The following is a 25,773-nucleotide window of genomic DNA, read 5'->3' as shown; positions in this document are numbered from 1 at the left end:
TTATTGTTGGTCAAACGGCAGTTTTTGCCGCTTGGTGTTAACAGATAGGGCGTGATTCACGCTGCGTTTGGCGTTGCCGGAACCGTCCGGTCAGCATGCGCCGGATTGCTGCGGGGCAACGGCACTATTTGCTGGGGACTAGACATGCAGACACCGCTGACATTTTTCTTCGCCTTCGTGGTCGTGCTGGCGCTGATCGGGCTCGCCGCCTGGCTGGTCCGCCGCTTTGCTGGCAACCGCCTGGGAGCGAATGCAAGCCGCGGGCGGATGCCGCGCCTTGCCGTGATCGACGCTGCCGCCGTGGATGGCCGTCGCCGGCTGGTTCTGGTGCGTCGCGACAATGTCGAACATCTGCTGATGATCGGCGGCCCCACCGACATCGTGGTGGAACCCAATATCGTGCGCGCCATGCCCGGGCGCGACCAGCAGTCGCGCACCGGCGAACAGACGCGGCTGCCGCCGGCATCGGAGGCGGCCAACTGGGCGGACAGCGACGCCGGCCACGATCATGCCGAGCCGAGTCTGCCGGAACTGCCGCCGCGACCGGCGCGGCCCTCCTTTATCGACGAACCGCGCCGCCCGACGCCGGCGCTGCCGGAACGGCGCCCGGAACCGCTGGCCGGATTCACCCCGGAACCGCTGGTACGCCCGGAGCCGCGGATCGAGCCACGCAGCGAGCCGTTGCCGCCGCGGCCCGTGCCACGCAGCGAATCTCCGATGCCGCGTAGCGAGCCGATGATGCCGCGTCCGACGCGCGCCGCCGAGCCCCGGTGCGGACTGCTCCGCTGCGGGCACCGGAGCGCGCGACTGCACCGGTGCCACCGCCCGCCCCCCGGCGCCGGCTGTGGCTGCCCCCGTTTCGAGCGCCGACCAGAATTTGGCCGACATGGCGCAGCGCCTCGAGGCCGCCTTGCGGCGGCCCGCTGGCGAAGCCCGCACCGAGCCTGCCGAACCGCGGGTCGGCGCGCCGCCGGTCGCGCCCGAGCCACCGATGAACCGCCCCGCCCCGCGCTCCAGCGACGTCCAGGTCACGCCCCCGACGCGCAATGAGCCGTCGCTGGCACCTCCGGTCGCGGCACCTTCGGTCAAGACCGGCTTTGAAAACCTTGAAGACGAGATGGCGTCCCTGCTGGGACGGCCAAAGAACCTTTCGTGAGATCGGCATCCATCCCGCGTAGAGTATTATTCCTCCTCACTTTGACTGCCGCCGGATTGCTGATCGGTCCGGCATCGGCGCAGGATATCAGCATCAATCTCGGCGGCGCGGGCGGTGGCGGCGTCACCGAACGCGCGATCCAGATGATCGCGCTGCTGACGGTACTGTCGATCGCGCCGTCCATCCTGATCATGATGACGTCGTTCACGCGCATCGTGGTGGTGCTGTCGCTGCTGCGCACCGCCATGGGCACGGCGACCGCGCCACCGAACTCCGTGATCATCGCGCTGGCGATGTTCCTCACCGCCTTCGTGATGGGGCCAGTGCTGCAGAAGGCCTATGACGACGGCATCAAGCCGCTGGTCGCCAACGAGATCACCGTCGAGCAGGCGCTGGTGCGCGCCGCCGTGCCGCTGCGCGGCTTCATGCAGAAGAACGTGCGCGAAAAGGACCTCAAGCTGTTCATGGATCTGTCCGGCGAACCGATCCCGGCGACGCCCGACGACATGTCGCTGCGGATCCTGGTGCCGGCCTTCATGATCTCCGAACTGAAGCGCGCCTTCGAGATCGGATTCCTGCTGTTCCTGCCGTTCCTGATCATCGACCTCGTGGTCGCCTCGGTGCTGATGTCGATGGGCATGATGATGCTGCCGCCGGCGGTGGTGTCGCTGCCGTTCAAGCTGATCTTCTTCGTGCTGGTAGACGGCTGGTCGCTGGTCGCCGGCAGCCTGGTGCAGAGCTACAGCGGCTAGGTCGTCGCAGACGGCAGACGGCTCCCGCGCGAGGCGCGAGAGCCGCTGATCGCACTACGGCGGTCCAGACTATTTCTGGATGCAGGTGTCCGCGGTCTCCCTGGTGCACTCGTCGAGGCCGGTGAAGACCGGGTCGTCCACCTTCTTGCCCTCGATCAAGTCAATCATCACCGACGGCGCCTTGTAGCCCATCTCGAACGGCCGCTGCCCCACCAGAGCCTCGACCCGCCCTTCCTTGGCCATGGCCACCTCGTCGCCGATCGTATCGGCGGCGACGATCACCAGATCCTTGCTGGCGATACGCGCCTTGTACTGATCGGTGAGCTGCCGGTACGGCTGCGGCGCACCGAACAAGGGCCAGCCGCCCTCGATCACAAAGGCATCGAGCTTCGGATTCGCCGTCAGGATGTCCGACATGGCCTGGACGCCGCGCGGACCGTCGTCATTGGTGAAGACCGGGCAGCCGGCGACCTCCGTCCAGCCGCCCTCTCCCTTGAGCCGGTCCAGCCCCTTCTGTCCCGAAAGGGCATCACGGGACCCGCTCGCGCGCCGCAGGATGTTGTCTGCCGCCGCGTTGCCCTCGATCAGGCAGACGGTGCCGCCTTTCGGCTTGGCCTTCTTGAGATACTCGCCAAGACGGAATCCCATCATGTAGTTGTCGGTTCCGAGATAGGTCTTGCGTAAACCGACATCTTCCTTCTTGAGATCGGCATCCAGCGTCATCACCGGAATCTTGGGCTTGGCGGCCTTGATGGCATTGGCGATCAACGGCGCGTTGGATGGCGATATCGCGATCGCCACCGTGTCAGGCTTGCCCAGCATGTCCTGCACGATCTGCGCCTCTCCCGCCTCGTCCGAGGTCGAAGCCGGCCCGGTGTAGAAACAATTATAAGGGGAACTGGCATTCTCCTTGTTCCACTTCTGGCAGCCCTGATTGATCGCTTCGAAGAACGGATTGTCGAGCCCCTTCACCACGATGACCAACTGCTTTTTTGCGCCATCGCGGATTGCGCCGACAGAGTCAGCGCCCCAACGGCCAACGCCCACAACAATTTCATGCAGTCCTCCCTTGCCGCGGACGTTCATTCGTCCGTTTGAAAATTACGTCGACCGGATGGATGCAGCCGCGTCCGCCGACGGACATCGCAGAAAGGCCCCGCGGCACGGCGCCTGACCTGATGTCCGGGACTGCAACGGCGCGCGATCGAACAATAAGAGATGCAAAGGAAACGCGACATCCAACGGAGGAGCCGCGCAATCCCAAGCATCCGAACCTGCTCGAAGTGACCCGACCGTAACGATAGACCGACTTGAATGTAGCCAGCGAAGGATAGTTCGCGGCGGTCGCAAGTCAACGGAATTGTAGCACGCCCGCGCAACGACCGCAGTGCATCGTAGTGCAGTGCACGCGCGCGCTCATTGATTTGTATACTAACAAGAACGAAGGCCCGCGATTGACTAGCCACCAGCGCTGTCATTGAATGGAGATCCCATGTCCTGCGTTGCCCGCATGCAAACCAGCACGGTCGACATTCCGCCGGCAAAGGCACATTCGAATGCCTCTCCTCGAACTCGCCAATATCTCGAAGCACTTCGGCGCGATCCATGCGCTCAGCGACGTATCGCTGACGATCGAGCCCGGCGAGGTCGTCGGGCTGATGGGCGACAATGGCGCAGGAAAGTCCACGCTGGTGAAGATCATGGCCGGCAACTTTCCTCCGACGCACGGAACCTTGCGCATGGAGGAACAGGAACTTGCCATGCACAAGCCGGTCGACGCACGCCGGCACGGCATCGAAATCGTTCACCAGGACCTTGCGCTATGCGACAACCTCAGTGCCGCGGCCAATGTCTTTCTCGGGCGGGAACTACGCAAAGGCTTTGGCCCGTTCAAGATCCTTGATTACGCCGGCATGTATCGCCGCGCCGGCCAGATCTTCGCCGAATTGCGATCGGAGACCCGGCCGCACGATCTTGTGCGTCAAATGTCGGGCGGTCAAAGGCAGGCAGTCGCGATTGCCCGAACCCGGATTGCAGACGCCAAGATCGTGTTGATGGACGAGCCGACCGCAGCCATCTCGGTGCGGCAGGTCGCCGAAGTGCTCAATCTCATTCGCCTGCTGCGCGACCGCGGCATTGCCATTGTCCTGATCAGCCATCGCATGCCCGACGTGTTCGACGTGGCCGACCGCGTGGTGGTCTTGCGGCGCGGGCGAAAGGTTGCCGACAAGGCCGTCGGCAGCAGTTCGCCGGAAGAGGTAACAGGACTGATCACGGGCGCGATTACGCACGCATAGAACGAATTCAAGTTCACGAACGTAAGGCATGCACAGCAAGGGTGTTGGAATGGACATTCAGTTCGATGACGGGATCAGCCGCGAACGACCGTCCATGCTGTCCTGGATGGTGTCGCGCCAGGCGTTCTGGGTTTTTGTCGCCGTGTGCCTGGCCTGTATTTTCCTGTCCTTCGCCACCAACTCCTTTGCCACGGGGAACAATATCTTCAACGTGACCCGTAACTTCACCTTCGTCGCCATCATCGCCCTCGGCATGACCATCGTGATCATCACCGGCGGCATCGACCTGTCGGTCGGCTCGGTGCTTTGCTTGTCCAGCATGATCCTCGCGGTGGTCATGCATGCCGGCTACAGTATCGAGGTCGGGATCGCGGCCTCGCTCGGCACAGCGCTGCTGGTCGGTGCCATCAACGGCGTGCTGATCGCCTATCTCGGAATTCCGCCATTCGTGGTGACGCTCGGCGCGCTGTCGATCGCGCGCAGCCTGGCCATGGTCGCCTCCAACAACACCGTGGTTTTCCAGTTCGGCCCCGACCACGACAAGCTGTTGTTCCTCGGCGGTGGCGCCCTGCTGTTCGGCATCGCCAATCCGGTGCTCTACATGCTCGCGCTGGCGCTGCTCACCGGCTTCGTGCTGCGCTTTACGCGCTTCGGCCGCTACGTCTTCGCCATCGGCGGCAACGAGCACGCGGCGATCGTCACCGGTGTACCGGTGCGCCGCACCAAGGTCGCCGTGTACATGATATCCGCGCTCTCCGCCGGCATTGCGGGCGTGATCGAAACCGGGTGGCTCGGCGCCGTCACCACCAATCTCGGCACCGGCATGGAACTGCAGGTGATCGCCGCGGCGGTCATCGGCGGCGCCAACCTCGCAGGCGGCGTCGGCACCGCATTCGGCGCGCTGATCGGCTCGGCCCTCATCGAGGTGATCCGCAACAGTCTCGGGCTGCTGGGCGTGAGCGCCTTCTGGCAAGGCAGCTTCGTCGGCGCCTTCATCATCGTCGCCGCCACCTTCGACCGTATCAAGAATTTGCGGCTGCCGAAGTAAGCAGGCGCGCTCGGCGAACCAGCCACCGCGCAGTGGGTGGATCAGCGTGTCATCTCGATCTTGCGAACGTTGACGATCGCCGGCAGTGCACCGGTCGGCGTGGGGTCAGCGCCGGGCACGGTCGCCTTGGCGCTGTTGTCCGGGAAACGGACCTTCATTTCGCGCAGGAAGCCATCGAGGGTGTCGACGCTGGCCGCCATCTTGGCGATCGCGGCGAACTCGGAGCTGTTGGAGGACGTCGGCTTGCTCGCCGTGTCAAAGGCGATCTTGTCGGCGCCGCCGGTCATCAGCGGCGCATATTTGTCGCGGAACCGGGCCAGGCCCAGCGCATCCTCGGCCAACGCGTAGCCGACCACGGCGCGGATCACATCGTTCTTTTCCTGCGAACTCAGCGGTGTGAAATCGCGCCAGCGATCGCCGTAGTACAATTCGATCTGCTCTGACGCCTCGCGCCAGCGCCGCGCCGACCAATAGATGTCGGAGCGCAGCCGGATCGCCTCACGGCCGGGGATGTTCGTGATGATGTCGAGCGCAAGGTCGCGGCGGCCGACATCGCTCTGCGCGCGCGCCTCCAGCAGCAGCCGCTGCTGACGCAGTTCGCCGGCAAGATCGGCGATCCGGGTGGTGCGCAGGGCGGCGATGGCGCGTTCCGGCTTGCGCGCCATCAGATAGACCATCGCCAGCCGGGCCGCGACCTGCGCGCGCGCGGCTCCCTCGAGGCGCTGGTCCACCTGGTACTGCAGCAGTTCCGCGGCCTGGTCGAGCAGGTCGACTGCGACCAGGCGATCCGCCAGCCGTCGGATCATCTCGTCGCCACGTCGACCGACCGGCGTCAGTTCGCGATTGTCGTAGAACATCGCCAGCGCATCAACCGGCCGCAACTCGTCGCCTTTCGAGCTCAGGAAGATGTCGGAGAACAATGCCGAGGCATCGTCCTGCACCTGCCGCGCGGCCTCGGAGTTCGACTCGCGCTCGGTCGCGCTGCGTGCTGCTGCCAGCGATTCGCCGTAGCGGCCGAGTTCGGCATACAGTTTCGACATGCGTTGCAGCGTCTGCACCTCGATGCCGTCGCCCCGCCACATCACTGCCAGCGTTTCCAGGTCGCGCAGGGCGTCCTCTCGCGTGATTTCATTGCGCTTCTGGCGCAGGGCTAGTTCGCGCAGCTTGGCTTCCGCCCATGCAGCCCGGTCGGGTGACGCGATGGCTTGCTGATATTTCGACAGCGCATCCTTGTCGCGGCCGAGCGCCTCGTCCAGCCTTGCGCTCAGCACCAGGCTGGTCGGTTTCATCTCCGGTGGAATTCCGACCAGTTCCAATTCGCTGCCGCGCGCCGCGGCGCCGGCGTAGTCCTTGACCTCGAGCGCCGCCCGCAAGGCGTTGGCAATCGCGATGCGCTGCAACTCGACCGGCAGCGAGGAGAGCGCCAACTCGGCATTCTTGAACTTCTCCCGCGCGGCCACCCATTTTCCCTGGGACGAAAAAGCCAGTGCTTTCCAGATTTCGCCATCGTAGCCGGGACCGAGCACCGGATTGGCGATATCCTTCAGGGTCTGTGCCGGCCGCCCCATCAAGGCGCTGGCCACGGCCCGGACGACGAGCGCGACCGGATTTTCCTGGCCGGGCTTGGTGTCCACCAACGCCAGGTCGGCAGCGCCCTTGGCCTCGGGATACATGCCGCGCGCCAAATAGAAGCGGGCGAGGTTGATGCGCGCCCCGGTACGGCTTTCGGCGTCGGCCTGCGACGCGAGATTCATCAGGGCATCGAGACGGTCGTTGAATTTGCCCTCCTGATCCTTGCGCCACTGTCCGACGTCAAAGATCGGTCGCGCCGCCTGCGAAGCACGCTGAGGCGCAGCGTCCGCCGGTGACAACGTGAGCCCGCCAGTCCGGCTCAAGGTCACCTTGTCGCTTGCGGCATCGACCACGACCTCGTCGGAATTGAGCTGCACCACGACCCCGTGGATGGTTTCCAGCAGCGAGAACTCCACGAAGTCCTGACGCTTGATGAAACCGCGCGGCGGCGGCAGCGCCGTGATCACTGTCAGCGTGTCGCCGGCGTCCGGATCGACCAGACGGTGCTTGAGACCGGGCTGCGACAGTGGCACGGCAACATTGGCATGGGCGGGATCGGCGATATTGCGGATCGCAACAAGCGGCTGTGAAGGCGTCTGCCTTGTATCGGCGAGCATGACCGACCAGTTCTTGCCCGCGCCCGCCGGATCTTCCGCAGTAAGCGAAGCGAGTTGCGGCCGGTTGAGGCGGATGCGGATCGCCTGCCCCTTGTCCAGCGCGATCCGGCTGACATCGGCGATGATCGACGAACCGTCCCGGCGAATGGCGGCGACGTCGATCGGTCGGGTGGCGTCGACCACCAGCCACATGATGTCGCCACGGCGAAACAGCGCCAGCGGGGTCGGCCCCGGAAATGCGAAGTTCATCCGCAGCCCGTCGCTGCTACGCTTGATCTCGACCGGCATGGCGGTTTCGGCAGCAGCCTGCTTAGCCTCCGGCACCGCCATTGCGACGGGCGCCGGAACGGCCGGCTTCGGTGCGGGCTCTTCCTTCACGGACTCGGCAACCACAGCCGGTGCTGCGGGCTTGGCAGGCTCGGCCATTACGCTTTCCGGCCGAGCTGGCTCGGACTTGACCGCTTCAGGCTTGATTGCTTCGGACTTGGCTGCTTCAGGTTTGGCGACTTCGGGCTTGGCGGGCTCCGCCTTCACCGGTTCGGCCTTGGCTGCCTCCACCTTGACCGCGGCTGGCGGCTTCGCTGCCACCTCGGCCATCTTGTCGGGCTTGGACTCCCGGGCGATCGACTCCGATGTCGGCGGCGTAATCTCGCTGGAGCGCGCCGGCGGGTTGTCGGCCGGCTTCGCTCCGACAGGCGCGGCCGGCAACTTGGCTGCGGCCGCGGCTGCGGGCTTGTCGGCCTGCTGATAGCCGATGTCGACCACGTAGCTCTTGTCCTCGCGGAACGAATGTACGTCGACGTCGCCGATCAGTCCGATCTCGACCGCAGCCCGGCTGCCGTCAGCGGCCTGCCCGATAGATGAGACATTGGGCGGCGCCGACAACTTGGCATCGGCCAGATCGAAGGTGAGCGGGACATTGAATGTCAGCGCCAGACGCTTCTCATCCAGCGTCGACGACACGTTGACGCCGTCGGGCAGATCGAACACGAAGCGCACGAAGGTCGGCTGCACCGATGCACGCACCCGGATCATCGGCGGCTTCTTGACGTCCGCGCGCTGCATGCGCAGGGCGCGCTCGGCATTTCGCGCACGGTCGGACAGTTCGCGGACCACATCCGCCGGCAATCCGGGAGGCGCGCCCGCCCACTTCTCCGGCAACAGATCGATGAAGATCCGCTCGCCGGCAACCATCGAGTTGACGGTCACCTTGCGCGACAGCGCGAGACGGATGGCCGATCCATCGGGATCCCGCCGCGCCGAACCGACATAATCGGGCGCGGAATCCGACAGGCTTTCGACGGGGATATCGACCGGCTTCTTGAAGCGGATCACCAGAATGGTGCCGGCCTGGCTGACTTCGGATTCGACATCCTCCGCCAGCTTGAGCACCAGCCGCGCATAGCCACCTGACACATTCAGCGACGCCTCGCCGCGCACGGCCTGCGCCTGGCTCGGCTGGGCCGACAGCACGGCGACCGACAACACGGCCGCAGACAGATAGGACGCGCCACCCGCGCAACGCAGGACGGCCCGCGTCAACGCGCAGGCGAGCATCCAACTTGCAGCGGCCGTCTTGCGCGCCATCCAGGATTTACTTTCAGCATCGTCAGACCGGCGGCCAACCGCCGTGTCTGAATCTAGAATCCGCGGTTGAAGGATTTGTTAACGAATTCCCCTAATTGCGGCTGGGCGACATCGGCTTGCCCTCGATCTTGGGCAGTTCCGCAGCGGAAGCCGACTTGTCGCCGCTGGCGCGTCGCGCCAGTTCGACGGTCAGGCGCTCTGCGGCCTCCGGCTGCATCAATCCCAGAATGTCAGACATTTTCCGCGGCGCGATCTGCGACGCGATCTCGAACAGAACGGGCATTTCCAGCCGGTCGAAAATCTTGGCGGCGTCCTTGGGCTTCATGCCTTCATACATGGTGATGATGCCCTTGAAGCGGGCGACGTCGGCCTCACCCTTCTGCTCGGTGGCGGTCTTGATGCCGGCCTCGACGCCCTTCAATTCATCGACGCGCGATTCGATGCGTTTCTCGGCGGCCTTCAGCAGGCTTTCACGGATATCGATTTCGCGAGCACGGGCTTCCAGTTCCTGCCGGCGCGACTGCAGCCGCTCCAGGATCGCCCGCTCCGAGGCCGAGATCGGCATGGGCTGCTCAACCGGTGGCGCGGCTTCGGCAGGTTTCGCCACTTCCGGCGCGGCCACCACCGGCTTGCCATGCGCGTCCTTGGCCGCGGTGGGTTCTTCCTTCTTGGCACCGGTCGAGCCGGTGATGTCGTTGTTCTCCTGCGGCTTCCCGCCGGGGAAATTGAAAGTCTCCTGCGCCCATGAATTTCCCGTGGCACCCGGCTTGTAGTCGAACACGTAGCCGCCATCGATCACCAGACCCGCGATCTTGAGGATCGCGAGGCCGAAGATAGCAACGAGGACCACGGGGATGACGCGGATGTCCCGGAAAGCGTTCATGCGGCGAGGCCGTCCGCCCTCCGGCGATCCGCGAATGCCTGCGCGGCGGCGGCGTTGGCCTTGGCCGGCGACATCTTCGGAGCGGCGGCGCCGGTGTCCACGTCTGCGTCAGCCAGCGGGCGCGCCGCGATGGCGATCCGCGACAGCCGCCGCAGCACATTGTCGCCCTCGGCCAGCTGCTTCTTCAGATGGTCCGCCAACGCGGTGGCCGAGGCGATCTGGCTGCCGAGGTTTTCGTTGACGTCGCGCACGGTGAGCTTGAGGCCGCCGATGGCGCGCTCGGCGATCTCGGTCACGGTGATCAATTCGCCGATGGTGGCTTTCAGCGACTGCTCGTCGGCCTTCAGCCGCTTGAGGCGGCTGTTGAGCAGCATGCAGTAGCCGATTGTCAGAATGAGCAAGGCTGCGACCAAGCTTTCGATCACGATTCCCAGGGAATGACTCATTGTGCCTCCATCATCTTGGTTTGCTCATCGGCCTTCTCGAACATCGCGAAGGATGTATTCGGCTTGCGTAGCTGCTTGGTCACGCGGATCGCAACGCGGTCGCCGACCCGGCCCATGCGGCCCTCGGTCAGCGTGACGTTGCCACAGCGCACCTGCACCAGCGCGTCGGCGCGCATGTCGAGCGGCAGGGTGTCGCCGACTTTCAGCGTCATCAGCTGCTTGAGCGGAATCTCGGCCTCATAGAGCACGGCGTCGACGGCGATCTGGGCCTGGGAGATCTCGGTAGCGAGATGCCCCTCCCAGATCGGATCGCGGCCGAGCTTTTCGCCCATGAACATCTGCATGAGCACGCCGCGGATCGGCTCGATGGTGGCGTAAGGCAGCAGCAGCTCGATATTGCCGCCGCGGTCTTCCATATCGATATGCAGGCGCACCAGGATCGCGGCGTTGGCAGGCCGGCTGATCGCGGCGAAGCGCGGATTGGTCTCCAGCCGGTCGATGGTGAAGGTCACCGGCGACAGCGGCCGGAACGCCTGTTCGGCGTCGGCCAGCACGACCTCGATCAGGCGCTTCACCAGGTTGGTCTCGATGGTGGTGTAGGGACGGCCTTCAATGCGCAGCGACGGCTGACCGCGGCGGCCGCCGAGCAGCACGTCGATCATCGAATAGATCAGCGCGGAATCGCAGGTGGCGAGGCCGAAGTTTTCCCATTCCTCGGCCTTGAAAACGCACAGCACCGCGGGCAGCGGAATCGAATTCATATAATCGCCGAACCGCACCGAGGTGATGCGGTCGAGCGAGACTTCGACGTTGTCCGAAGTGAAGTTGCGCAGGCTCGTCGTCATCAGCCGGACCAGCCGGTCGAAGGCGATTTCGAGCATCGGCAGACGCTCGTAGGACACCATCGCCGAGTCGATGATGGCGCGGATGCCGGAATTCTCGTCGAGATTGACCTCACCGACGCTGAAGCCGAGGAGATTGTCGATCTCCTCCTGCGACAGCACGCGCTCGCCGCCGTTCTTGCCGCCGCCGAGATCGCGACCGCCATCCTCGACCATGGCGGCCCACTGCTCGGCCATAGTCCCGGTAAGTTCGTTTTCGGCAGCCGCCTTCGCCGCCTCGACGGGGTCCTCTGAATCCAGAGACGCTTCCCATTCGGCGGCGATGGCATCCTGGTCCATCTGTTCTTGCGTCGCCATGACCCTAGATCCGTCCCGTCACTGAATGACGATTTCCTTGAACAGCACAGCGTTGACCTGCAGCGGCGCGATCGTCGCATTGACGCGCTTGGTCAGCTCTTCCTTGAGACGGAACAGGCCGACCGATCCGCTCAGATCGCCGGCCCGCAGTTCGCGCATATAGGTCTGGAAGATGTCGGTGATGCGCGGCATCGCCGGCTTGACCGCCTCGACCTGCTTCTCTTCCTTGATTTCGAGGACGACCTTGACCTTGAGGTACTGCACGCGTTCGCCCGGCTGGCCGGACAGGTTGACCAGGATTTCGGGTACATCGACGAAGCTCGGCAGCTTCGGCGCGGCGGCCTCGACGTGCGCTTCCTCGGTATGACGGAAGAACATGAACCACGTGCCGCCGCCACCGGCGATCAGCAGCACGGCAACAGCGATGATGATGAGCTTCATCTTGCTCTTCGGCGCCGCCGCGTCGCCCGCCGGTACGCCGTCTTCGGAATCTTTATCTGCCATCGCCTGCCCGCCCGTGGTCTGGGAAGAGCTCGATGCTGCCAAGCAGGCTGTAAGACGCGATACAAAACAAATGCTGCCAGCGCCCAAGGCCCTGTTGATTGTGACGCTAGGTCGCAATGGTTAACGGAACCTTTCTTTTGCCCGGCAGCTAGGAAAATTTTGCCGGATCAACATGGTCAACAAGACCTTTCTGCCGCCCGTTTCGGCGCGTCAAAAAATGCCAAACAAATGAAATTGCTTACTTTTTCTGGTTGGCACGGGTTTCGCTACTGTTACTGCGGACCGCGGCTTGGGAGAGCTTGTGCGGTTCGCGGGATCCACGGCCAGCCTGGGAGGGCGAACCGCGGGAACAGGGGAGACCACCGATGGAGAACGTCAGTCTCATCGGACTTTCGCGGCAGATGACGCTGGAGCGACAGCTCGACGTCGTGGCCAACAACGTCGCGAACATCAATACCAACGGCTACAAGGCCGACCGGTCGATGTTCCAGGAATTCCTGGCGTCGGGCGCCCATGAAGACAACTTCGTCGGCCGCGACCGCAATGTCAGCTTCGTTCAGGACCGCGCCACGGTGCGCGACCTGTCGGCAGGCCCCACCGAGCAGACCAAGAACCCGCTCGACCTCGCCATCGACGGCAACGCATTTTTGGCGGTGCAGACGCCCGCCGGCGAGCGCTACACGCGTGATGGCGGGCTGCAGATCAACACCCAGGGCCAGCTGGTCACCGCCTCCGGCTATCCGGTGCTCGGCACGTCGGGTCCGATCGTGTTCCAGCCCGGCGACAAGGACATCAACATCGCCAAGGACGGCAATGTCAGCGTCATCGAAGGCTCCAACAAGACGGACTCGATTCGCGGCAAATTGCGCCTCGTGAGCTTCGCCCAGGCCCAGCGTCTGCTGAAGGAAGGCTCCAACCTTTACTCGGCAGGCGAAGGCGCCACGCCGCAGCCCTCCATCACCGCCAGGGTCAATCAGGGTTACATCGAGAAATCGAACGTCAATTCGGTGCTCGAAATGAGCCGGATGATCGAGGTCACCCGGGCCTACACCCAGATCTCGGCGATGCTGCAGCAGCAGACCGACATGCGCAAATCAGCGATCGAAAAGCTCGCCGACGTTCCGGCCTAAGGAAACAGACCCATGCGCGCTCTTTACACTGCAGCAAGCGGAATGGCGGCCCAGGAACTCAACGTCCAGGTCATCTCCAACAACATCGCCAACATGCGCACCACCGGCTTCAAGAAGCAGCGGGCGGCGTTCCAGGATCTGATCTATGACCACGTGCGCCGGGTCGGCGCGACGGCGTCGGACCAGGGCACCATTCTGCCGGTCGGCGTCGACATCGGCGGCGGCGTCAAGACCATCGGCACGCCGCGGCTGATGAGCCAGGGCACGCTGTCGGCCACCGGCAACGAGCTCGACGTCGGTATCCGCGGCGAGGGCTTCTTCAAGATCCAGATGCCGGACGGCACCTTCTCCTACACGCGCGACGGATCGTTCCAGCTCGACGCCCAGGGCCGCATCGTGACATCGAACGGCAATCCGGTGCAGCCGACCATTACGGTCCCCGCCAACGCGTCCGGCCTCACCATCAACGCGGCCGGCTCGGTTTCGGTAACGCTGGCGGGCAGCACCACGAGCACCGTCCTCGGACAGATCGGCCTGACCCAGTTCATCAACAAGGCCGGCCTGCAGCCCAACGGCGACAACCTGTTCACCGAAACCCCGGCCTCCGGCACGCCGCAGGATGGCATCGCCGGCGCCAACGGCCTCGGCGACATGCAGCAGAGCAACCTCGAACAGGCCAACGTCGAAGTGGTCACGGAAATTTCCGATCTGATCGCCGCGCAGCGCGCCTACGAGATGAATGCCAAGGTCGTCAGTGCAGCCGATCAGATGCTGCAGTCCACCTCCGCCATGTTCCGCTAAGGGAGCTGACCATGAAGACGCTTCGTTCGCTCCTGTTCGCCACCGCCCTCCTCGCCGGCGGTGCACATTCCGCGCTCGGCCAAACCCGGGACGAGATCATCGCCCCGCCGGTGCTGCGCGCCAGCGTCAGCGTATCCGGCGACATCGTGCGCATCGGCGACGTGATCGACAATGCCGGCCCGGCGGCGCAGATCGGAATCTATCGCTCCCCCGACCTCGGCACCACCGGCAAGCTGACCACCGCGCAGGTGATCGCCGCGCTGCGCGCGCACCAGGTGATCGGCGTCGACACCAGGGACATTCGCGAAGTTTCCATTACCCGGCTGTCGCGCAACATCGAGAGCAAGGACATCGAGAACCAGGTCGCCCAGGCGCTCGAACACCGCAACGGCCTCGGCGACGCCGCCAACCTCACCCTCACCTTCGACCGCGAGGTCGCAGCCCTGCAGCTCGACGCCGCCAACAGCGGTGCCTTTCTGCCGGTCTCCACACGTTTCGATCCGCGCAGCGGCCGCTTCGACGTGACCTTCTCGATCGCCAACGAAAGCGGTGCGGCGACCCGGCTGCGCTTCACCGGCATGGCTGTGGAAACCGTCGAGGCCGCCGTACTGGCGCGCGGCGTCGAGCGCAACGAAGTGCTCAAATCCTCCGACGTGATCATTGAACGGCGCCCCAAGGCCGAGGTCGGCAACGACGTTGCCAGCCGCGACCGCGCCGTCGGCATGCAGGCGCGGCGGCAACTGCGCGTCGGCCAGGCGCTGCGCAGTTCCGATCTCGTCAAGCCGGACCTCGTGCAGCGCGACCAGGCGGTGACGCTGGTCTACGAATCCGCGGGGCTCTATCTCACCATCCGCGGCAAGGCGCTGGAAGGCGGGACCGAGGGCGACGTCGTCAACGTGCTCAACCTGCAATCCAAGCGCACGGTTTCCGGCGTGGTGGTCGGTCGCGGTCAGGTCGCGGTGTCGGCGCCGACGCCACGGCTGCCGCCGGAGACCGCCGCGCCCGACAAGGTCTCCCAGGCCGCGGCCCCGGTCGCCGTTGCCATCAACGAACCCGCGTCTGTTTCTCGAAAAGCTGAGTAAAGTTCATGTTCAAGTTCGCCCTCAACCGCTCCTTCCTGACCGCCGCGTTGCTGGTGACGGGAAGCCTCGCCAGCGGCTGCTCGTCGATCGACCGCCTGTCGGCGATCGGTGAAACGCCAAAGTTGACCGCGATTGAAAACCCGACGGCGCAGCCCGGCTACAAGCCGGTGCAGATGCCGATGCCGAAGCCCGAAGTCGCGTCGTACAACGCCAATTCGTTATGGCGCAGCGGCTCGCGCGCCTTCTTCAAGGACCAGCGCGCGCGTCAGATCGGCGATATTCTCACCATCACCGTGAACTTCACCGACAAGGCCAATATCGCCAACGAGACCCAGCGCAGCCGCACCAACAAGGAAGACTCCGGCATCACCGATTTCGCCGGCAGCAAGCTACTGGGTACGACGGCATCGCAGGTGCTGCCAGGCCGGCTGCTGACCGCGGATTCCACCTCGTCGAGCGACGGCAAGGGCTCGGTCGCGCGCCAGGAAAACCTGCAGACATCAGTCGCTGCCGTGGTCACGCAGTTGCTGCCGAACGGCAATCTGGTGGTCGAAGGCAAGCAGGAAATCCGCGTCAACCTCGAAATCCGCGAATTGATCGTCGCCGGCATCGTGCGCCCGGAAGACATCCAGAGCGACAACACCATCGACAGCGCCAAGATTGCACAGGCCCGCATTGCCTATGGCGGCCGCGGCCAACTCTCCGACGTACAGCAGCCGCGCTACGGCCAGCAAGTGATGGACGTCCTGCTGCCGTTCTAAATCCTTCAGAGCTCCCACACTTCGCCCAGCGCTCCCACGCCGTGAAGTGTTCTACGCGAAGGCCTTCCGTCAGCTCCCCTGACGGAAGGCCTTCGACGTTCTGCAGGCGTTTCAGGTTATCTGAATTCCACTGCCACGTTGCCCAGGCCCGACATCTCCATCACCGCCGCGTCTCCGGCGTTGAGCCACACGGTCTGCACCAGACTGCCGGTCAGAACGATCTCGCCGGCGCGCAGACTTTTGCCCTGCGCGGCGAGATGGTTGGCGAGCCACGCGAGCGCGTTGTGCGGATGGCCGAGCACGTCGGCGCCGCTGCCGCGCCCGACCTCCTGCCCATTGATAACCGCGCGGCCGACGACCGATAGCAGGTCCGGCAGCGCCCCGCGCGGCACCGGCGCGCCGAGCACGCAGCCGGCGGCGAAGAAGTCATCGGCGATCAGCGTTGGCGCGCCCAGGCTGCTCCAGTCGGCATAGCGGTCGTCGACGAGCTCGATGGCCGGCAGATAGGCGTCGATGGCATCGACGATGGTCTGCGCCGTATGGGGTGCGGCGTGGGCTGCCACGTCGCGCGCGAGCCGCACCGCGATCTCGCATTCGACGCCGACACGAACGTAGTCGCCATGGCGCAGGCTGGCACCGTCGAGGTGCACGCCGCTCGCGAAGATGCCACCCGCGCAGGGGTGCGGAATGCCGAGATAGCTTTGCATCACGGCACTGGTGCAGCCGATCTTGTGGCCTGCCAGGCGGCCGAGTTCCGCCGCCAGCTGCTGATGCACGGCGTCCTGGACGCGATAGCCCTCGGCCTCGTCGTGCGGCGCATCGGCACCCAGCGCATGCAACGGCACGCGCGCCCGTCGGGCATCGGCAATGATGGTCGCTGCAGAGATATCGGTCATCGGTGGGTTCCAGTGCGCGGCAGATGCGGCGCAACCTATCCAGAATGCCGCGGCTGCGACAAGATGGACAGCCTGCAAGGTTTCCATCGCATCGGCCGCGGTCTAAGTCACGCCGGTCCCGGTCTCGCAGTGCAGCGACGATGACCGCAGCAGAGGCCGCCATGAGTATTGGACTGATCGCCCTTCTCGACGATATCGCCGGCCTCGCGAAAGTAGCCGCCGCCTCGGTCGACGATATTGCCGGGCAGGCCGCCAAGGCCGGCGCCAAGGCGGCCGGCGTGGTGATCGACGACGCAGCGGTGACGCCGCGCTATGTGGTGGGTTTCGACGCCTCGCGCGAACTGCCGATCGTCCGAAAGATCGCCGTCGGCTCGCTGCGCAACAAGCTGCTGTTCCTTCTGCCGGCTGCGCTGCTGCTGAGCCTGTTCGCGCCATGGGCGATCACGCCGCTGCTGATGATCGGCGGCGCCTATCTGTGCTTCGAGGGCGCTCAAAAAGTGTCCGAAGCCGTCATGCCCCACGAGACGCCGCACGCCGATGCGGTGCGCACTCTCGCGGTCGATGCGACGACGATGGAAAACGACAAGGTCGCCAGCGCCATCAAGACCGATTTCATCCTGTCGGCGGAAATCATGGCAATCACCCTGGCGGCGATCCCGGCGGGACCGTTCCTGACCCGCGCGATCGTCCTCGCCCTTGTCGGCATCTTCATCACCGTCGTCGTCTATGGCGGCGTCGCGCTGATCGTGAAGGCGGACGATGTCGGCCTGGCGCTGGCGAAGAGCGATCGCACATCGGGATGGGGCCGCTTCAAGGCCGCGTCCGGCCGCCTGCTGGTGCTGGGCATGCCCTACTTCCTGCGCGTCCTGGGCGTGGTCGGCACGGCCGCGATGATCTGGGTCGGCGGCGGCATCGTCGTGCACGGTCTGGCCGACTACGGGCTGCCGCAGATCGCACACGGCATCGACGGCATCGCAGCGCTGGCGGCGAAGGCGGTGCCGGCGATCTCCGGGGCGGTTGCCTGGATTGTGAGCGCGGCAGGATCCGGCGTCTTCGGCCTGCTGCTCGGCGCGGCGCTGATGCCGGTGGCCACCTATGTGGTGGAACCGGTGTGGACGCGGCTGCGCGGCCTGCGCTAACCGCGCCAGGCATCACCGCGCTGCCACCGATCTCGCGATCCCAGAAATAAGGCCGCTCCATCGGGCGGCCTTGCAATCTCGAACACCTATTCGTCGCGATAGACCTTCTCGCGCTTCTCGTGGCGCTCCTGCGCTTCCACCGAGAGCGTGGCGATCGGACGAGCCTCCAGCCGCTTCAGCGAGATCGGCTCACCGGTCTCCTCGCAATAGCCGTAGGTATTCTCGTCGATACGCTGGATCGCCGCGTCGATCTTGGAGATCAGCTTGCGCTGGCGGTCGCGGGCGCGCAGCTCGATGGCGCGGTCGGTTTCCGACGAAGCGCGATCTGCGAGGTCGGGGTGATTGACGTTCTCTTCCTGCAGCGTCTGCAGCGTCACCTTCGATTCGCGCAGGATCTCATCTTTCCAGGCCAGCAGCTTCGCGCGAAAGTAGTCGCGCTGCCGATCATTCATGAAGGGTTCTTTTTCGGAGGGGCGATAGTTTTTCAACTTGTCCAAGGCCAATCCATCTGTCCGTGCAAGGCGCCGGAAATACCGGCCGCGCCGCAGCTTATATAGTGGCGATATGTGACAGACAATATCGGTTGCAAGGCGCGCCACCACCTCCCACCGGTTTCCTGCCGGAACCGGCCGGCAGGCCGCAACGCCATAGCCGGCGGTCAGGCCGGTCCGGCCTTGGCGAGTTCGACTTCCACCCGCAGTTCGATCTCCGACAGCACCGCATCGAGACCGGGATCGCCGGAAGAAGCCTTGAGATCGGCCGCCGCCAGCCGTAGCCGGGCCACGGTGGATGGATTGAACGAGCCCGACAGCAGGCCGAGCTTGAGATCGTCGAGGACATCCAGCGCGCCGCGACCGCGTTTCACCGAGCGCTTGCGCCGCTCGGTGGGGTCCTCGACCTCCTGCATGGCCAGAAGCGCATCGAGACCGGTGGTGGCCTTCGGCGCCACCGCGGGGCGCGTATCCGAGGTGCTGGTGGCCTCCGGCAGGGAAAAGCTGCTCGAGCTGGCCTTCCGCGCACCCGCCGCAGGGGTGCCAAGCGTGGTTCCGTTGGGTCCGTAGATGCGCATAAGCGTGTCTCGCGAAATCTGATGGCCGGTTCGGCCCGGGGCTCGCCGTCCCGATGATGAGCACCAAGGCGTAGAGAGACCCTCAGCAGCAAGGTCGTCTTTTATGGTTAATCAATCGTAAATGGCTCGGCAAAATCTGCCGCCAGCGGCAGTTTCGCCGTGCCCGCGCCCGGGCACCCTGCCCCTCCATAAATTTTTCTCTCATTAAATCAATAGATTGAACACGCTCCGCCAGTGGCACGGCGCTCGCATAGGTCTTGTCGGATCATCGTCATGGGAGTGATGCGCGATCCGGCCAGAACCTCAGCGGGGAGCGGGGATGTCGAGTTTAGGTGCGAGAATCTGTCAGGTGGTCAGCGCGGCGCTGTTGGCGCTGGCGTTATCGGCCGCCTCCGCGGGCGCGACCTCGCGGATCAAGGATCTCGCCAACATCGAAGGCGTCCGCCAGAACCAGCTGATCGGCTACGGCCTCGTGGTCGGCCTCAACGGCACCGGCGACACCCTCAACAACATCCCTTTCACCAAGCAGTCGCTGCAGGCGATGCTGGAGCGGATGGGCGTCAACATCCGCGGCGCCACCATCCGCACCGGCAACGTCGCCGCCGTCATGGTCACCGGTAACCTGCCGCCGTTCGGCACCCAGGGGACCCGCATGGACGTCACCGTGTCGGCGCTGGGCGACGCCAAGAACCTGACCGGCGGCACCCTGCTCGTCACCCCTGCTCGGCGCCGACGGCAACGTCTACGCCGTCGGCCAGGGCTCCGTGGCCATCAATGGCTTCCAGGCCGAAGGCGCGGCCGCCAGCATCACCCGCGGCGTGCCCACCGTCGGCCGCATCGCCAACGGCGCCATTATCGAGCGCGAGATCGAATTCGCCCTCAACCGCCTGCCCACCGTGCGGCTGGCGCTGCGCAACCCGGACTTCACCACGGCCAAGCGGATCGCCGCCGCGGTCAACGACTTCCTGGGATCCAAGACCGCCGAGCCGATCGATCCTTCGACCGTGCAGCTGCTGATCCCGCCGGAATTCAAAGGCAACGTCGTGGCCATGCTCACCGAGATCGAGCAGCTGCAGGTCGAGCCCGATCTCGCCGCGAAGATCATCATCGACGAGCGTTCCGGCATCATCGTCATGGGCCGCGACGTCCGCGTCGCCACGGTGGCGGTGTCGCAGGGCAACCTCACCGTGACGATCTCGGAAAGCCCGCAGGTCAGCCAGCCCAACCCGCTGTCCAATGGACGGACCGTCGTCACGCCCAACACCCGCGTCGGCGTCACCGAGGACGGCAAGAAATTCGCGCTGGTCAAGGACGGCGTCTCGCTGCAGCAGCTCGTCGACGGCCTCAACGGCCTCGGCATCGGCCCCCGCGACCTGATCGGCATCCTGCAGGCCATCAAGGCCGCCGGCGCCATCCAGGCCGACATCGAGGTGATGTGATGATCGCAAGCAACATCCATAGCGCCACCGGCAAGACCACCATGCCGCTGCTCAACGGTCGCCCGGACACCCAGCTCGCCGACGCGCTCACCAAGGTGTCGCCCGCCGCGCAGAAGAAAGCCAAGGCCTCGGCCGAGGATTTCGAGGCGATGTTCCTGAACTCGATGTTCTCGCAGATGACCTCCAGCGTGAAGGGGGACGGCCCGTTCGGCGACACCGTCGGCACCGGTGTGTGGCGCTCGATGCTGACCGAGCAATATTCCAAGTCGTTCGCCAAGGCGGGCGGCATCGGCGTCTCCAACGATGTCTATCGCACGCTCATTCTTCAGCAAGCCAATCGCTCCGCCTGACGCAGAGGACCTCCCATGAACCATGCCCAGCAACGCCAATCCGCTCCCGATCCCGTGGTCGCAGCGCCGCAGCCGGCGTCGACACCCGCCGAGGCCCGCAAGCTGGCCACGGCGTTGATCGACGTCATGAATAATCTGCTGGCGGTGGTGGAACGGGAAACGGAGTTGGTCCGTGCCGGCAAGGTCCGCGAGGCGATCCTGCTCGAGCCCAACAAGACCGAGCTGTCGCGTCGCTACATCGCGATGATCGGAGTGCTCAAGGGCAGCCAGAAATATCTCGCGCAGGGAACGCCTGACCTGCTGTCCGCGCTGCATCATCATCACGACGTGTTCCGCTCGATGCTGCAGGTCAACCTGACCGTGCTCGCCACAGCCCATGCGGTGTCGGAGGGCATCGTGCGCGGCGTCAACACCGAGATGCAGAAGCGCAATATTCCGCAGACCTACGGATCCAGCGGAATGCGCGTGCAGCCCGGCCCGCGCAACATGACGCCGATCGCGATCAACCGGTCGCTCTGACCGCGTACATTCCGGCTTGCAGACGGGACGCCGTCGGGCATCCGGTATCGCCCGCTTTTGAATCAAATTGCCGGACAGATATAAGCAACGGATTCACAGGGCATATGCATAATCATCAACGGGAAGGGTCGGGATTCATCTAGTGGAGGCCAGGAGGCTGCCATGGGAGCCGATTTCAATATTAAACCGGTGGGGGCGCCGGTTGCTGCACCGATCATCAGACCCGAGCCAGAAGCGGCGCGGGCGGCGGTGCCGACTCAACTGCCCCCCGACAAGGCGGTCACCGCAACGGATGCATTGCCGCATCCCGCGCTGTCGCCCGCCAACTACCAGCAGGCCGATGCCGACCGTATTTCGCGCAGAGTGGTCATAGACCAAGCTGCGGCGGAGGTCGTCTACGTCTCAGTCGACAAGAAGACCAACCAGATCATCAACCAATTTCCCGAAGAATCGCGACTGCGAACCCGCGCCTATCTGCGCGCACTCGACACGGTCAGGATCGATCGACGGCTAGAAACCGATCGCAAAGCGTAAGTCAAATTTTTCGATTATGATTTGGTGACATAGACGGTATTCAGCACCGTGCCGCCGAAGACCGCATCGCGCCCGACCGCAGCGCCTGGCTGGCTGTTAACCCGTGCGGACCGCGGTGGCCGTATCCAGAAAGGTTGTTCCTGTCGCAGCATCGGTCACCACATTCTTGATGATCGCCTTGTTCGGAACGATGTCGCCCTTCTTGGTCTTGCTGAGCGTGAACTTGGTGTCGCCGACGCGGAATGTATCGTCCTTGATCAGCACCTGCTGATACTTGACCGTCCCGGCACTCTCATACTTCACCTGAGCGCGGAATCCCGAGATCTGGGATACATCGACCTTGAACGACTTGCCGTTCGAATACTTGCCCTCCCAGCCGCCCTTGTAAGCGTTCGGGTCAACGGCAACGTATTTGCCTGCTGTGACGGGTGCGGTCTTCCTGTAGGCCGCAGAAAGAATGCCGAGAACGTCCGCCATATCTGCCTCACCTGCTCCTGACGATTCCAAGAATCGTTTCAGGATATTTCTGATGGCATTAGGACGGGCAGGAGTTAACGATCGGTTACGGCGCCAGCGGCGGGCTGATCGTTCCCGGATTGCCGCTGAGGCCAGCGGCGATATTGCGGTTGATGTCGATCAGCGCCTGCAGCTTGTCGACTTCCGGCTTGAGCTGCAGCGCGGCACACTGCGTCAGCACGAAGATGCCGATGTTGGCGATGTTCTGGCGAATTTCGACCTTCTCGGGATTCTGGTCGCTGATCGCATCGGAAACGAAGATCGACCACAGCTTGCGATTGAACATCAGCGCGTCGATGAGACCCTCGTCTGTCTCTTCCCAGCGATCGATGACTTCCTGGAGTTTTCGTACCGCCTTGAACAGCGCCTGCGCTTCGATATCGCGGGGAGTTGCAACCTTCTGTGCGGTCCGCGCGTAAGCCTGAGCACCGTAGGACATGTACTACTACCTCAACAACTCTTCTTCGCGCTTCATTAGTGGGCGCAGTTCCCTTAGCGCTTTGTAAAGGGCGCCGCTTAAAATTAGATTACTCACCGATTCAATCGGCTCTCTGTAGCTCGGCACCGCGTCGATCAGTTCCTTGATAAAGCCAAGGTAAAGGTCCTGATAACCGGGAATGTCGTTTTCGAGATACATCATCTGGACGCAGAGATAGATGCGCTTCACCGGCGTGTTGGCGGTCTCTGCGGTGAGGATATCTTTCTCGCGCAGGATGGGTGCGTCGCCGTCAATCAGAAACGCCGTGCGCGCGTCGGAATTGGTGATAACGCTCTGGCCGATGATGATCCGTTCGAACGGCTTCAACTCAACTCGCAAGGCCATACCGGTCTCCCTGTGCTGCGCCGAATCCGGGAACCGCAATTCGGCAAATGATCGTCGGCAGCATGTTATGCGCAGCCTTGCCGCAACGATCCAGCCTAAAGATCGGTCTTGACCGAAAAAACCGCCACTCTCTCGCGTATCGGCGCCCCCTGACGAAAGTGAGCGGCAAGGTCGCCCTCGCCGCCCGTTGCTGCGAAGCGGTCTGAAGGCTTACTGCAGCAGCTTGAGGACGCTCTGCTGCGACTGGTTGGCCAGCGCCAGCGCTGACACCGCGATCGACTGGCGGGTCGACAGCGCCTGGCTGTTGGCCGCTTCCTCGTTGGTGTCGGCCAGCGTCAGGTTGGACGAACCGGTCGACAGCACGGTGATCAGGTTTTTGGCGAAGTCCTGGCGGATCTGCACGATCGACAGATTCGATCCCAGCGACGAGGCGATCGAGCGCAGCGTGGTGCTGGCGGCGTTGAGTGACGTCAGTGTGGAGTTGGCTGCGGCGTTGTCGATGAAGCTGGTGCCGGGGACCAGCGTCGGCAGGCCGAGGCCGGCGGGGGTCAGCGCAGTGCCGGTGATGTTGAGAGTCGACTTGCCGGTTTCGTTGAACACCAGCTTCAGCGTATCGCCGGCCAGCAGATTGACGCCGTTGAACGAGGCGTCCTGCGAGGTGGTGGTGATCTGCGCAATGATGTCGTTGTACTGCTTCACCAGGTTGGCGCGTGTCGCCTGCGAGTTGAGGTCGGCAACCGGCGGATTCGGCACGGTGAAGGTGATCGCCGAGCCGATGGAGCCGCCCATCACGCCGCCGTCCAGCGTCGAGCCGAGCGTGGACGATGCGTAGTCGTTACCGGCCGAGATGGTCAGCTTGCCGGTGGCGTCGAGTGTCGCGTTCATGTTGTTGGCGAGCAGCGCGACGTTGAGCTGCGCCAGCGTCTTGACGGTGCCGTTGGTGCCGTCGCCGAAGGTGATGTTGACCGGCGTGCCGCCCTTGAAGGACGTGAAGCTGAGCGTGGTGCCGCTGATGCCGCCGATGCCGGCGGCGCGGGTTGCGGTGAAGGTGGTGTTGGTGCCGGTGTTGCCGGCCAGGCCCAGCGACACCAGCGCGTTGCCGGTGCCGGAAATGCTGAGGTCGGCGGTGGTGCCGGTGCTGATCTTCAGCGCACCGGCGACGACCTGCGACGGCACGCCGGTGCCGGCCTTCAGCGTCAGGGCGCCGCCCGCAGAAATCGTGGTGCCCTGTGCGCCGGTCGCGATGTCGATCGCAGTGAGCACGTCGGCCACCGTGCCGCCCTGCAGGTAGACCGTCGAATTGCCGCTGCCGTCGGTCACGACACCGTTCAGCACGCCGGAACCGGCCGGCGGGGTGGCCGGAGCGGTGGCATTCTTGAAGGTGATGGTCTTGCCGTTGACGTTCAGCGTCGAACCATCCTGCACCAGGGTGCCGAGCGCGTTGGCATCGATGGTGCGGCCCTTTGTCACTGTGGCCGGACCGGAGCCGGTGCCGGTGGTCAGACCGAGGCCGTTGAGCAGATCGGCCTTGCCGCTGACGCTGAGGTCGGAGCCGGTGCCGGTGGTCAAGGTCAGGATGCCAGAGGCAATCGCGGCGTCGGTGCCGGACGAATGCGCGATCGTCGCAACGCCGTTGGCGATCGAGGCTTTCTTGACGCCGCTGGCGAGGTCGATGGCATCGGCCAGGTTCTGGACCGTGGCGGCAGGCGCCGCGGTGGTGCCGAGATAGACGGTAGAGTTGCCGTTGCCGTCCGTGATGACGTTGCCGGCGAGGCCCGATCCGGCCGGCAGCACAGCGGAGGCGGCGGAGCCCGAGCGGAAGGTGATGGTCTTGCCGTTGACGGTCAACGTGTCGCCATCGATCGGCGCTGCAGTGCCGGCGATCGTCGAAGCGCTCGGCGTTCCAATCAGCGTGAGGCCCATGGCCAGTGACGCCGCGGTGCCGGCGCCGTTCGGCGCCGCAATGCCCGCGAGCGAAGCCGAGGTGGCGCCGAGGGTCGTCGCGCCCGTAATCGGATTTGCGCCGCCGGCGGTGCCGTCGGTGATGACTTTGCTGACCGCATTGGCGCTGGTGTAGCTGGTGGTGCCGCGCAGGTCGTCGGGCGTTGCGCCGGTGATGGTGGCGGCCACGTTCGACTTGGTGGAGTAGCCGACCGTGGTCTGCAGCGCCTGGTTGGCGATCGATTTGGCGGTATCGACCAGCTTGTTCAGCGAGGTGATGCCGGTATTGGCCGCCTGCAGGATCTGCACGCCGTTGCCGATGCCGTCGAGCAGGTTGTTGATGTCGCTGGCGCGGCTGTCGAGGCCCGCCGCGGTGAAGAAGTTGGTGGGATTGTCGAGCGCCGTGTTCACCTTCTTGCCGCTCGCGAGCCGGTTCTGCGTCGTCGCCAGCAGATCGGCGGTCGACTGCAGTGAGAGCAGGTTCTGGCGTACGGACGATGAGAGAACGATGCCTGACATTTGATAGCCTTCCTGATCCGTGCTGGACGGCGACCTTTCGGGTCGCACGACGCATGGGACGTCTCGGGTCAGCAAGATGCCTCCGCGACGCTGCCGGTGATGTTTGACGCCCTACTGGAAGAGGGATCTCGACGCACCGCCACGGATGCCCCGGATCGAACGCGGCCGATTCTCGGCCTACCTTCTTCCTACG

At 64.5% G+C, this 25,773-nt stretch carries 24 protein-coding genes and 3 pseudogenes; 14 read left to right on the top strand and 13 right to left on the bottom strand.

Annotation, left to right across the window (positions count from 1 at the left end):
* Positions 1-144: 144 nt before the first annotated feature.
* Positions 145-1,156: pseudogene (locus ONR75_RS12395) on the top strand (flagellar biosynthetic protein FliO).
* Positions 1,153-1,908, top strand: coding sequence for a flagellar type III secretion system pore protein FliP (fliP, locus tag ONR75_RS12390; RefSeq protein WP_265082853.1), 756 nt, complete (start codon positions 1,153-1,155; stop codon positions 1,906-1,908). The pseudogene ONR75_RS12395 and the gene fliP overlap by 4 nt, the downstream one beginning before the upstream one ends.
* A 69-nt stretch (positions 1,909-1,977) precedes the next feature.
* Here the strand turns inward: fliP and ONR75_RS12385 are convergent, their stop codons facing one another.
* Positions 1,978-2,961 carry a sugar-binding protein gene (locus ONR75_RS12385; protein ID WP_413776513.1) on the bottom strand — a complete coding sequence of 328 codons (984 nt, stop codon included), beginning with the start codon at positions 2,959-2,961 and terminating at the stop codon, positions 1,978-1,980.
* 503 nt (positions 2,962-3,464) lie between these two features.
* Here ONR75_RS12385 and ONR75_RS12380 point away from each other — a divergent pair.
* Both ONR75_RS12380 and ONR75_RS12375 read left to right on the top strand, forming a co-directional pair.
* Complete coding sequence (locus tag ONR75_RS12380) at positions 3,465-4,205, top strand: ATP-binding cassette domain-containing protein (protein ID WP_265082852.1); 741 nt, start codon at positions 3,465-3,467, stop codon at positions 4,203-4,205.
* Between the two features lie 115 nt (positions 4,206-4,320).
* Positions 4,321-5,253, top strand: a pseudogene (locus tag ONR75_RS12375) (ABC transporter permease); the annotation flags it as partial.
* Positions 5,254-5,294: 41 nt separating this feature from the next.
* On the opposite strand, the gene ONR75_RS12370 reads toward ONR75_RS12375, so the two are convergent.
* The 5 genes from ONR75_RS12370 to fliL form a co-directional block, all read right to left on the bottom strand.
* Positions 5,295-9,029 (bottom strand): tetratricopeptide repeat protein, encoded by a 3,735-nt coding sequence (locus ONR75_RS12370; protein WP_265082850.1) that lies wholly within the window; start codon positions 9,027-9,029, stop codon positions 5,295-5,297.
* A 91-nt stretch (positions 9,030-9,120) separates the two neighbouring features.
* Positions 9,121-9,912 carry a MotE family protein gene (locus ONR75_RS12365; RefSeq protein WP_265082849.1) on the bottom strand — a complete coding sequence of 264 codons (792 nt, stop codon included), beginning with the start codon at positions 9,910-9,912 and terminating at the stop codon, positions 9,121-9,123.
* Positions 9,909-10,358, bottom strand: a complete 450-nt coding sequence (locus tag ONR75_RS12360; protein WP_265082848.1) for a DUF6468 domain-containing protein — start codon at positions 10,356-10,358, stop codon at positions 9,909-9,911. Before ONR75_RS12360 ends, ONR75_RS12365 begins: the two co-directional genes overlap by 4 nt.
* Entirely contained in the window at positions 10,355-11,557 is a 1,203-nt protein-coding gene (gene fliM / locus ONR75_RS12355) for a flagellar motor switch protein FliM (RefSeq protein WP_265082847.1), read from the bottom strand. The genes ONR75_RS12360 and fliM overlap by 4 nt, the downstream gene beginning before the upstream one ends.
* 18 nt (positions 11,558-11,575) lie before the next feature.
* A complete protein-coding gene (gene fliL / locus ONR75_RS12350; protein WP_265082846.1) occupies positions 11,576-12,061 on the bottom strand; it encodes a flagellar basal body-associated protein FliL in 486 nt (161 codons plus the stop codon).
* Here fliL and ONR75_RS12345 point away from each other — a divergent pair.
* From ONR75_RS12345 to flgH, 5 genes are all read left to right on the top strand, one after another.
* The gene (locus ONR75_RS12345; RefSeq protein WP_265083938.1) at positions 11,982-12,185 is read left to right on the top strand and encodes a hypothetical protein; all 204 of its coding nucleotides are present in this window, start codon (positions 11,982-11,984) and stop codon (positions 12,183-12,185) included. The genes fliL and ONR75_RS12345 overlap by 80 nt on opposite strands.
* Positions 12,186-12,426: 241 nt before the next feature.
* Positions 12,427-13,191 carry a flagellar basal-body rod protein FlgF gene (gene flgF, locus ONR75_RS12340; RefSeq protein ID WP_265082845.1) on the top strand — a complete coding sequence of 255 codons (765 nt, stop codon included), beginning with the start codon at positions 12,427-12,429 and terminating at the stop codon, positions 13,189-13,191.
* Between the two features lie 12 nt (positions 13,192-13,203).
* Positions 13,204-13,992, top strand: coding sequence for a flagellar basal-body rod protein FlgG (flgG, locus tag ONR75_RS12335; protein WP_265082844.1), 789 nt, complete (start codon positions 13,204-13,206; stop codon positions 13,990-13,992).
* A gap of 11 nt (positions 13,993-14,003) precedes the next feature.
* Positions 14,004-15,074 carry a flagellar basal body P-ring formation chaperone FlgA gene (gene flgA / locus ONR75_RS12330; protein ID WP_265082843.1) on the top strand — a complete coding sequence of 357 codons (1,071 nt, stop codon included), beginning with the start codon at positions 14,004-14,006 and terminating at the stop codon, positions 15,072-15,074.
* Between the two features lie 5 nt (positions 15,075-15,079).
* Positions 15,080-15,835: a flagellar basal body L-ring protein FlgH gene (gene flgH / locus ONR75_RS12325; RefSeq protein WP_265082842.1), complete on the top strand. Its 756-nt coding sequence runs from the start codon at positions 15,080-15,082 to the stop codon at positions 15,833-15,835.
* A 116-nt stretch (positions 15,836-15,951) separates the two neighbouring features.
* On the opposite strand, the gene ONR75_RS12320 is transcribed toward flgH, so the two are convergent.
* Positions 15,952-16,731 carry a 2-keto-4-pentenoate hydratase gene (locus tag ONR75_RS12320; protein ID WP_265082841.1) on the bottom strand — a complete coding sequence of 260 codons (780 nt, stop codon included), beginning with the start codon at positions 16,729-16,731 and terminating at the stop codon, positions 15,952-15,954.
* A gap of 161 nt (positions 16,732-16,892) precedes the next feature.
* Between ONR75_RS12320 and ONR75_RS12315 the strand changes: the two genes are divergently transcribed.
* Positions 16,893-17,870 (top strand): DUF808 domain-containing protein, encoded by a 978-nt coding sequence (locus ONR75_RS12315; RefSeq protein WP_265082840.1) that lies wholly within the window; start codon positions 16,893-16,895, stop codon positions 17,868-17,870.
* Between the two features lie 86 nt (positions 17,871-17,956).
* Here the strand turns inward: ONR75_RS12315 and dksA are convergent, their stop codons facing one another.
* Both dksA and ONR75_RS12305 read right to left on the bottom strand, forming a co-directional pair.
* Positions 17,957-18,322: an RNA polymerase-binding protein DksA gene (gene dksA, locus ONR75_RS12310; RefSeq protein ID WP_265082839.1), complete on the bottom strand. Its 366-nt coding sequence runs from the start codon at positions 18,320-18,322 to the stop codon at positions 17,957-17,959.
* Positions 18,323-18,528: 206 nt separating this feature from the next.
* Positions 18,529-18,939, bottom strand: coding sequence for a flagellar assembly protein FliX (locus ONR75_RS12305; protein ID WP_265082838.1), 411 nt, complete (start codon positions 18,937-18,939; stop codon positions 18,529-18,531).
* A gap of 319 nt (positions 18,940-19,258) precedes the next feature.
* Between ONR75_RS12305 and ONR75_RS12300 the strand changes: the two are divergent.
* The 4 genes and pseudogenes from ONR75_RS12300 (at position 19,259) to ONR75_RS12285 (ending at position 21,781) form a co-directional block, all read left to right on the top strand.
* A pseudogene (locus tag ONR75_RS12300) lies at positions 19,259-20,378 on the top strand (flagellar basal body P-ring protein FlgI).
* Positions 20,378-20,728 (top strand): flagellar assembly peptidoglycan hydrolase FlgJ, encoded by a 351-nt coding sequence (gene flgJ, locus ONR75_RS12295; protein WP_265082837.1) that lies wholly within the window; start codon positions 20,378-20,380, stop codon positions 20,726-20,728. Before ONR75_RS12300 ends, flgJ begins: the two are co-directional and overlap by 1 nt.
* A 15-nt stretch (positions 20,729-20,743) precedes the next feature.
* Positions 20,744-21,247 carry a hypothetical protein gene (locus ONR75_RS12290; protein ID WP_265082836.1) on the top strand — a complete coding sequence of 168 codons (504 nt, stop codon included), beginning with the start codon at positions 20,744-20,746 and terminating at the stop codon, positions 21,245-21,247.
* Between the two features lie 162 nt (positions 21,248-21,409).
* A complete protein-coding gene (locus ONR75_RS12285) occupies positions 21,410-21,781 on the top strand; it encodes a hypothetical protein (RefSeq protein ID WP_265082835.1) in 372 nt (123 codons plus the stop codon).
* A gap of 96 nt (positions 21,782-21,877) precedes the next feature.
* Here ONR75_RS12285 and ONR75_RS12280 read toward each other — a convergent pair whose 3' ends face one another.
* The 4 genes from ONR75_RS12280 to ONR75_RS12265 all read right to left on the bottom strand — a co-directional run bounded on the left by ONR75_RS12280 (position 21,878) and on the right by ONR75_RS12265 (position 25,580).
* Positions 21,878-22,258, bottom strand: a complete 381-nt coding sequence (locus ONR75_RS12280; protein ID WP_265082834.1) for a hypothetical protein — start codon at positions 22,256-22,258, stop codon at positions 21,878-21,880.
* An 85-nt stretch (positions 22,259-22,343) separates the two neighbouring features.
* Positions 22,344-22,736 carry a flagellar biosynthesis regulator FlaF gene (flaF, locus tag ONR75_RS12275; protein WP_265082833.1) on the bottom strand — a complete coding sequence of 131 codons (393 nt, stop codon included), beginning with the start codon at positions 22,734-22,736 and terminating at the stop codon, positions 22,344-22,346.
* Between the two features lie 6 nt (positions 22,737-22,742).
* Complete coding sequence (gene flbT / locus ONR75_RS12270) at positions 22,743-23,120, bottom strand: flagellar biosynthesis repressor FlbT (RefSeq protein ID WP_265082832.1); 378 nt, start codon at positions 23,118-23,120, stop codon at positions 22,743-22,745.
* 210 nt (positions 23,121-23,330) lie between these two features.
* On the bottom strand, positions 23,331-25,580 hold the full coding sequence (locus ONR75_RS12265) for a DUF1522 domain-containing protein (RefSeq protein ID WP_265082831.1): 2,250 nt from the start codon (positions 25,578-25,580) through the stop codon (positions 23,331-23,333).
* Positions 25,581-25,773 lie beyond the last annotated feature (193 nt).

The sequence above is a fragment of the Rhodopseudomonas sp. P2A-2r genome, assembly GCF_026015985.1.
Classification (GTDB): domain Bacteria; phylum Pseudomonadota; class Alphaproteobacteria; order Rhizobiales; family Xanthobacteraceae; genus Tardiphaga.
Note: the sequence above shows the minus strand (reverse complement) of the source record. Positions and strands in the feature narration are given on the sequence as shown.

Excerpts from the sequence above, each read along its gene's own strand:
- ONR75_RS12315 (WP_265082840.1), top strand. The coding sequence starts at position 16,893 with ATGAGTATTGGACTGATCGCCCTTCTCGACGATATCGCCGGCCTCGCG.
- ONR75_RS12320 (WP_265082841.1), bottom strand. The coding sequence starts at position 16,731 with ATGACCGATATCTCTGCAGCGACCATCATTGCCGATGCCCGACGGGCG.
- flgA (WP_265082843.1), top strand. The coding sequence starts at position 14,004 with ATGAAGACGCTTCGTTCGCTCCTGTTCGCCACCGCCCTCCTCGCCGGC.
- flaF (WP_265082833.1), bottom strand. The coding sequence starts at position 22,736 with ATGTCCTACGGTGCTCAGGCTTACGCGCGGACCGCACAGAAGGTTGCA.
- ONR75_RS12360 (WP_265082848.1), bottom strand. The coding sequence starts at position 10,358 with ATGAGTCATTCCCTGGGAATCGTGATCGAAAGCTTGGTCGCAGCCTTG.
- flgJ (WP_265082837.1), top strand. The coding sequence starts at position 20,378 with ATGATCGCAAGCAACATCCATAGCGCCACCGGCAAGACCACCATGCCG.
- ONR75_RS12380 (WP_265082852.1), top strand. The coding sequence starts at position 3,465 with ATGCCTCTCCTCGAACTCGCCAATATCTCGAAGCACTTCGGCGCGATC.
- ONR75_RS12280 (WP_265082834.1), bottom strand. The coding sequence starts at position 22,258 with ATGGCGGACGTTCTCGGCATTCTTTCTGCGGCCTACAGGAAGACCGCA.
- ONR75_RS12370 (WP_265082850.1), bottom strand. The coding sequence starts at position 9,029 with ATGGCGCGCAAGACGGCCGCTGCAAGTTGGATGCTCGCCTGCGCGTTG.
- flgF (WP_265082845.1), top strand. The coding sequence starts at position 12,427 with ATGGAGAACGTCAGTCTCATCGGACTTTCGCGGCAGATGACGCTGGAG.
- flbT (WP_265082832.1), bottom strand. The coding sequence starts at position 23,120 with ATGGCCTTGCGAGTTGAGTTGAAGCCGTTCGAACGGATCATCATCGGC.
- fliL (WP_265082846.1), bottom strand. The coding sequence starts at position 12,061 with ATGGCAGATAAAGATTCCGAAGACGGCGTACCGGCGGGCGACGCGGCG.
- ONR75_RS12365 (WP_265082849.1), bottom strand. The coding sequence starts at position 9,912 with ATGAACGCTTTCCGGGACATCCGCGTCATCCCCGTGGTCCTCGTTGCT.
- flgH (WP_265082842.1), top strand. The coding sequence starts at position 15,080 with ATGTTCAAGTTCGCCCTCAACCGCTCCTTCCTGACCGCCGCGTTGCTG.
- ONR75_RS12285 (WP_265082835.1), top strand. The coding sequence starts at position 21,410 with ATGGGAGCCGATTTCAATATTAAACCGGTGGGGGCGCCGGTTGCTGCA.
- ONR75_RS12290 (WP_265082836.1), top strand. The coding sequence starts at position 20,744 with ATGAACCATGCCCAGCAACGCCAATCCGCTCCCGATCCCGTGGTCGCA.
- flgG (WP_265082844.1), top strand. The coding sequence starts at position 13,204 with ATGCGCGCTCTTTACACTGCAGCAAGCGGAATGGCGGCCCAGGAACTC.
- dksA (WP_265082839.1), bottom strand. The coding sequence starts at position 18,322 with ATGAATGATCGGCAGCGCGACTACTTTCGCGCGAAGCTGCTGGCCTGG.
- ONR75_RS12265 (WP_265082831.1), bottom strand. The coding sequence starts at position 25,580 with ATGTCAGGCATCGTTCTCTCATCGTCCGTACGCCAGAACCTGCTCTCA.
- ONR75_RS12345 (WP_265083938.1), top strand. The coding sequence starts at position 11,982 with ATGATGATGAGCTTCATCTTGCTCTTCGGCGCCGCCGCGTCGCCCGCC.
- ONR75_RS12305 (WP_265082838.1), bottom strand. The coding sequence starts at position 18,939 with ATGCGCATCTACGGACCCAACGGAACCACGCTTGGCACCCCTGCGGCG.
- fliM (WP_265082847.1), bottom strand. The coding sequence starts at position 11,557 with ATGGCGACGCAAGAACAGATGGACCAGGATGCCATCGCCGCCGAATGG.